At 65.0% G+C, this 5,771-nt stretch carries 9 protein-coding genes; 1 reads left to right on the top strand and 8 read right to left on the bottom strand.

Going from position 1 to position 5,771, the window contains the following annotated elements:
- The 6 genes from WEA77_RS04480 to WEA77_RS04455 all read right to left on the bottom strand — a co-directional run.
- Window positions 1-252: amidohydrolase family protein (locus WEA77_RS04480; protein ID WP_368066669.1), on the bottom strand; the 252-nt coding region annotated here is incomplete at its 3' end.
- Window positions 253-265: 13 nt separating this feature from the next.
- Window positions 266-520 carry a hypothetical protein gene (locus WEA77_RS04475; protein ID WP_368066668.1) on the bottom strand — a complete coding sequence of 85 codons (255 nt, stop codon included), beginning with the start codon at window positions 518-520 and terminating at the stop codon, window positions 266-268.
- A gap of 3 nt (window positions 521-523) precedes the next feature.
- On the bottom strand, window positions 524-760 hold the full coding sequence (locus WEA77_RS04470; protein WP_368066667.1) for a hypothetical protein: 237 nt from the start codon (window positions 758-760) through the stop codon (window positions 524-526).
- A 161-nt stretch (window positions 761-921) separates the two neighbouring features.
- Entirely contained in the window at window positions 922-1,641 is a 720-nt protein-coding gene (locus WEA77_RS04465; RefSeq protein WP_368066666.1) for a sugar phosphate nucleotidyltransferase, read from the bottom strand.
- A complete protein-coding gene (locus tag WEA77_RS04460; protein WP_368066665.1) occupies window positions 1,638-2,318 on the bottom strand; it encodes an HAD family hydrolase in 681 nt (226 codons plus the stop codon). The genes WEA77_RS04465 and WEA77_RS04460 overlap by 4 nt, the downstream gene beginning before the upstream one ends.
- A gap of 5 nt (window positions 2,319-2,323) precedes the next feature.
- Window positions 2,324-3,463, bottom strand: coding sequence for a CDP-alcohol phosphatidyltransferase family protein (locus tag WEA77_RS04455; RefSeq protein ID WP_368066664.1), 1,140 nt, complete (start codon window positions 3,461-3,463; stop codon window positions 2,324-2,326).
- Between the two features lie 59 nt (window positions 3,464-3,522).
- On the opposite strand from WEA77_RS04455, the gene WEA77_RS04450 reads away from it, so the two are divergent.
- Window positions 3,523-3,963, top strand: a complete 441-nt coding sequence (locus tag WEA77_RS04450; RefSeq protein WP_368066663.1) for an HIT family protein — start codon at window positions 3,523-3,525, stop codon at window positions 3,961-3,963.
- Between the two features lie 65 nt (window positions 3,964-4,028).
- Here the strand turns inward: WEA77_RS04450 and WEA77_RS04445 are convergent, their stop codons facing one another.
- Entirely contained in the window at window positions 4,029-4,823 is a 795-nt protein-coding gene (locus WEA77_RS04445; protein WP_368066662.1) for a nucleotidyltransferase family protein, read from the bottom strand.
- Window positions 4,820-5,771 (bottom strand): hypothetical protein (locus WEA77_RS04440; RefSeq protein WP_368066661.1); only part of this gene is annotated, 952 nt, incomplete at its 5' end. The genes WEA77_RS04445 and WEA77_RS04440, both read right to left, overlap by 4 nt.

The following is a 5,771-nucleotide window of genomic DNA, read 5'->3' as shown; positions in this document are numbered from 1 at the left end:
GATAGTGGTGACGCCGTGCGAGAGGGCGGGCTTGGCATACCCGTCCCAGAGGAGCTGGGCATCAAAGTGCGTATGCGGATCGATGAACCCGGGGGAGACGACCTTGCCCCCGGCATCGATTTCCTTGCGGCCCTTTTCGGCGATGCGTCCGATCTTTGCGATGCGCGTGCCGCTGAGCGCGATGTCGGCATTATAGGCGGGCAGGCCGGAGCCGTCGACGACGCGGCCATTTCTGATCACCAGATCGTACATTCCATATTCCTCCCTAATGTTCTGTGTTCTGAGTTTCGGCATATCTGCCGGATGATGCGACGAGGGCGTCGCGGACTTTTTCCCAGCTGGCGCCGATCAGGCCATCGGCCGAATCGGCGGCGCAGGATGTCAGCAGCGTGCGGACGGCAAATTCATCGAGAGCGACGAGGGACTGGCCGCCATTATCGAACGACAACGTGACGACCAGTTCGGCTTCGCCATCATGGGCGGCGGCGATCTGGACGTGGCTGATCGTTGCGTGCGTCATGGTTCAGGCGCGGGGCGGCTCGATGAAGATGACGTCGCTCGGCAGGATCGGGTTGGCGCCGCGCACGCCGCCTGCGACACCGGCGGCGCGCATGAATACGTGCAGGTTCCAGCTTTGCAGCTGGGAGACGGCCTCGGCCTCGGGCGTGCCGGGCAGGCAACGGGCGGCAATGGTCGCCCAGGTGTCACCGCCTTGGGGCAGGATGGATTTGCGGACGGTCGAAAGGGCGGCGGCGGGCATGGCGGTTTTTCTCCGTGTCGGCGGAGAAATTTAGAACATGTTTCAAATTTACCGGCAAGCGGGTCCGGGGGTTTAAAAGGGTATGACGTAGGGTCCGCCGAGGCCATGACCCGGCGGCATGCAATTCGGGGTGTCGGGTGAACCCGGCCGGTGGCGGCGCGTCAGAAGCCGTGGCGGCCCAGGCCTTCGAAATCGGCGACGGTGTCCACTTCCGCCCAGCGATGGTCCTTGATCAGGACTGTGTCGACGGCGCCGGTCGTGTTGGCGAGGGCGTCGATGGCTTTCAGGAACCAGGCCGCCACGCCGTCCTGCGTGCGCATCATCTGTTCGAGCTTGCTGCGGAAGAGCTCCACGCCTTCGTCCATGAAGCGCAGCATGCCGATGGATTCGGCGTGGGTGACGTCGAGCGGGAGGGTCTTGGCGATGGCCTTGAGCTTGGTGCCGTCGAGGGTCACTTTCATGTCGTCGGAATCGTAGCTGGCTTTCTGGTCGATGGTGACCTGGATGGGGCAGGCCGGATTGCTGATAACCGCCTTGAGGAGGGCCAGATCGAACAGGGTATCGCCGTTGATCAGCAGGAAATCGCCGTCCATCTGCTCACGGACCATCCAGCAGCTGGCGAGATTGTCAGCGACCTGGAAGAAGGGGTTGAAGAAGGACTTAGGCTTCAGCGGGCCGGTGCGGCAGGCGAGCTCGGCTTCGACGAGGTTCGGCATGTAGCCCGTGACCACCGTGACATCGCGGATGCCGGCGGCTTCGAGCGTGTCGAGCTGGTAGCCGAGCAGCGTCGTGCCCTGCACCGGCAGCAGGCATTTCGGCATGGACTCAGTGAGGGGCAGGAGGCGGGAGCCGCGGCCGGCGCTCAGGAGGATGGCTTTCATGCGGGGAGGGCGCCTTTGGCTTCGAGGAACTGGATATCGGGCGATGTAAAATCGGCTACGGTGATGGGGTGGGTTTGCGCTGCGCGTTTTAGACCAGCAGAGGGGTTCACCGCAATCGCGTGATCTGCCTGCAGCAGCATGCCGAGATCCGAGATGTGATCGCTATAGGCGTAGGTTGGCGCGGCGAAGTTGAATTCGTCGAGGCGGCGCAGTTTTTCCGCCCCGTAGCAGTTGGCGCCGGATAGGCGCGGTCCGGCGCCGGTGGTCCAGTCGAGCCGGGTTGCAATGACCTGGTGCACGCCGAGCGCGCGGGCGAGATGGTCCGCGTAGAGATCGACCGAGGCGGTGGCGATGACGAGGTGGTCGCCGCGCGCGGCGTGCCAGCGGATGGCGGCAACGGCGCCGGGAAAGAGACCGGTTTCGACTTCGCGGGCGATAAAGGCCCGGGCGGCGGTGTCAAGGTGCGCGCGGCTGAGCCAGGTGAGCGTCTTCAGGGCGCGGACCTTGACGGAGTCGCGCGTGGCGAGGCGCAGCTTGTAGGCGAGGCCGTGCAGGGCGAGAACGGGCAGGGTAAGCCAGAACGCCGGGCGGCGCCGGTTCACGAATATCAGGAAGCGCGTCCAGGTGGGCTGGCGGGTGATGGTGCGGTCAAGGTCAAAGATCGCGGTGCCGGCCATGCGGGTCAGCCTTCGAGCCAGGAGACCGGCGCAGACGGTTGCATCAGGCCCTGCACGAGACGCACGCCGTGAAAGACGAGGCAGGCGGCCGTCCATACGGCGACTGCGACGAAGCCCCACGCGGGCTGGCCGGCGATCACTGACACCATGAAGATTACCATGTTCGGATTCCGGCGCGCTGTGATCTCGCGCATGAAGGAGTCGATTGGGCGCCAGACGTGGATATGGAATCCGAAGCGGCGCATGAAGATGCCTTCCTCGATGCGGTTCAGGACGTACCCGGCAAGGATCACGATGAGCGAGCCGGAGAGCCATTCCTGCGCAACGTTGTGCGGGGCGGCTGTGGCGAGGCCGACGAACATTGCCCAGTACCAGAAGGGCGGATGGATCAGGTCGATGCCGTGATCGTAGATATTGCCCCAGCTGGAATAGGTCATTGTGGTGCGGGCGAGCTTGCCGTCCACGGTGTCGAGGAAGGTCATTGCCCAGGCGGCCGCGATACCGGCTGCCCAGGCGCCGGTCCAGAAAGCCCAGAAGGCAAGGATGACGAAGCCGAGGCTGGCAGTGGTGACGGTATTGGGCGAGATGCGCAGCCAGGCGCAGAAGCGCGTGGCATGGAAGGCGGGGACGGGCCAGGCGTATTTGGTGACGATGTCGGTGACGCCCTTGTACGAGCCCCTGAACAGGATGCGCTCGATTTCGACCGCCGGCTGCGTGCGCATCGAGAGGGCGTAGGGCACTTCGCGCTTGCGCAGCGACTTGTTGTAGGCGTCGGCGAGGTCATGCATGTCGCCGGGCTGGAGGCCGGCTTCGACGAGGGTGGCACGCAAGACGTGCGGCGCGCTGAAGAGGGGCAGGACGGTTTCCGGGGCGGCGCCGTCCGGCAGGTGGACGGCGACGAGTTGTTCGCCGTTTCCGTCAGCCGTGGGGGCAACGAGCGCGGCGCCCGGGCGGGCGAGCAGGTTGCGCTGCAGCGAGGGCGAAAGGATCCATTCCGCGGCTGCCAGCAGGCGACCGCCGGCATCATCCACGCCTGCGGCACCAGCCTTGGACCACGCGCGGCGCTGCCATTCGGCCAGATCCAGCCCCCAGAGCCTGACCGGGAGGTCGCCCAGAAGGCGGAGCGAAACGGAAGGTGTCGTCATTCGGAAAATATGCCTAAGTCTGGTCGGATTGTCTTGGATCGTCAGGGAAGGAGCAGTTCATGGGCCGGAACGCAACATTTGAAACATTTGGCGGGGCTGGGACCCTGATCGCCGATTATACCTACTGGAGCGTGCAGGCGCGGCCCAAACAGGCGACGATCGGCGCGCTCGTGATCCTGTCACATAGCCAGTCGACGGCCTTTTCGGACCTGCCGCCCAATGCTTTCGCTGAATTGTCCGAAGTTGTGGAAGACGTCGAGACAACAACGCAGAAAATCTTTGGTTATTCGAAGATCAACTACCTGATGCTGATGATGGTGGACCCCCACGTGCATTTCCATGTGCTGCCGCGCTACAGCGCGCCGGTTTTGTTCGAGGGCGCGACCTTTACCGATCCGGGCTGGCCGGGTCAGCCAGACCTCGGCGCATCGGACGGGTTGGCGGACGCCCGCCTTGTTGCGGCGGCACTCCGGCGCGCCTGGCCCCGGCCGGTGACCTGAACGCACCGGCCCGCGCACTGGCCAGCGCACCGGCCAGCGCACCGGCCAGCACACCGGCCAGCGCATCATGTGGACCGCTTCAAGAGGATGCTTCGCACGAGGATGAGGTCGCCGGGCGAGTCGACGTCGATGGCGGCCTCGGCGAAGGGCATCTTCACGACGGCGATGCGCGCGCCCATCCGGCTTGAGATCAGTTCGAACACGCGCTGAACGCCGGGGCGTCCGATGAGGATGCGCAGGGCTGTGAGCGGGCCGAAGCGCCAGGCAATGCGCCAGGGCTGCTTGCGGTCCTGCTCGGCGGACTTCCAGAAACCGATCACTTTGAGCGCAGCCGGCGCCGCGATGTAAAAGAGGTTGCAGCCGGAAAGCGGCTCGCCGCCGAAGTTCAGGTAAGTGCGCTTTGTTTCGGGATAGGCGGGCTGGACCGTGTCACGGCCCGCGAAGGCGACGGTCAGGTCTGCGCGGCCCTCGATTGCGGCGGCGAGGAAATGGTCCACCATCGCGGGCGTCAGCAACGCGTGGTCGCAGGTGGTGACGAGGAGGGGGAGGGTGAGGCCTTGCTCGATGGCGCCCAGCAGGCTCGATGCCGGGCCGCCCGCCACGCAGGCAGCCGCCTGCACGGGCGTTTGTCCGCGCGCACGTTCGAGCAGCGGCGCAGTGAGGCCTGAGACGTAGGCGGGCTGGCACACCCGCTGGCTTTTGCTCAGGGCACGCAGGACACGGGCGAGCATGGGTTCGCCGAGAATGTCGATGAGCGCCTTACTCTCCACGCCTTCCGCCTCGCACAGCGGATCGCCGCTTGCGCGCGCGCCGGCGAGCACGAGTGCGTAAACCGCTGGCGCGCCTGCAGCGGTGCTCAAAGGGCTTTCTCGTAGATGCGGTAGGTCTTGTATTTCGGGGCATCCCACAGCGACATAAGGTTGACCAGGTCGCGGTTGCTTTCGAGAATCCAGGATGCTTCGACTTCGCGCATGCCGCGTGCATGCTGGGCGGCAAGGGCGGCGTCGGTGCAGGCGACCATCGTGACGAGGCCGCGCTTCGTCTTCTGATGCCGGCGGCGCAGGCCTGCGAGCGGCAGGCGTCCGGTGCGGGTGCCCTTGATCTTGAGGCGGTGCAGCAGCTGCGCCCAGCCAAACGGCAGGAGTTTGCCGTCCAGTCCTTCGATGGCTTCGTTGAGGTTCGGCAGCACCAGTGTGAAACAGGCGGGCTCGCCTTCGATTGACCCGATCCAGAGGCCGTCTTCCCGGATCAGTGGCTTCAGCTCGTTAGCAAGGTGGGTGATCTCATCCTTGCCGAAGGGCACGAAGCCCCAGTTCTGCGACCAGGCATCATCGAAGATGTCGAGCACCAGTCTGATCTCGTTCGCGTAGTCGCGCATCTTCACGGTGCGGATTTCGAGCGCCGCGTCACGGGTGAAGGATTTCGTCAGCCTGCGGAGCGCTTCGGGCGCTTCGTAGGTTTCGTGGAGGTGCATCATGTAGGCGTGCATGTCCATGGCTTTGGTATAGCCGAGGCTTTCGAGGGACGGGGCATAGTCCGGGCGCCCGTGCGGCATCATCATCACTGGCGGGCTGGCGAATCCCTCGACCAGCAGGCCGCATTCCTCGTTGACGGAAAAATTGAACGGTCCGGCAATCTTCTCCATGCCGCGCGCGCGCAGCCAGTCTTCGGCGCCGCGCATCAGGGCCGCCATCGTTTCGGGATCCGGGGTGACCGTATCGAGGAATCCGAAGTGTCCGGTCTGGTCATTGTAGCGGCTGAGATGGGCCGGATTGGTGAAGGCGGCAATCCGGCCGACGACCTCGTCG

The organism is Hyphomonas sp., from assembly GCF_040882205.1.
GTDB lineage: Bacteria > Pseudomonadota > Alphaproteobacteria > Caulobacterales > Hyphomonadaceae > Hyphomonas.
The sequence above is the reverse complement of the archived record's forward strand: the minus strand, read 5'-3'. Positions and strand labels throughout refer to the sequence as shown.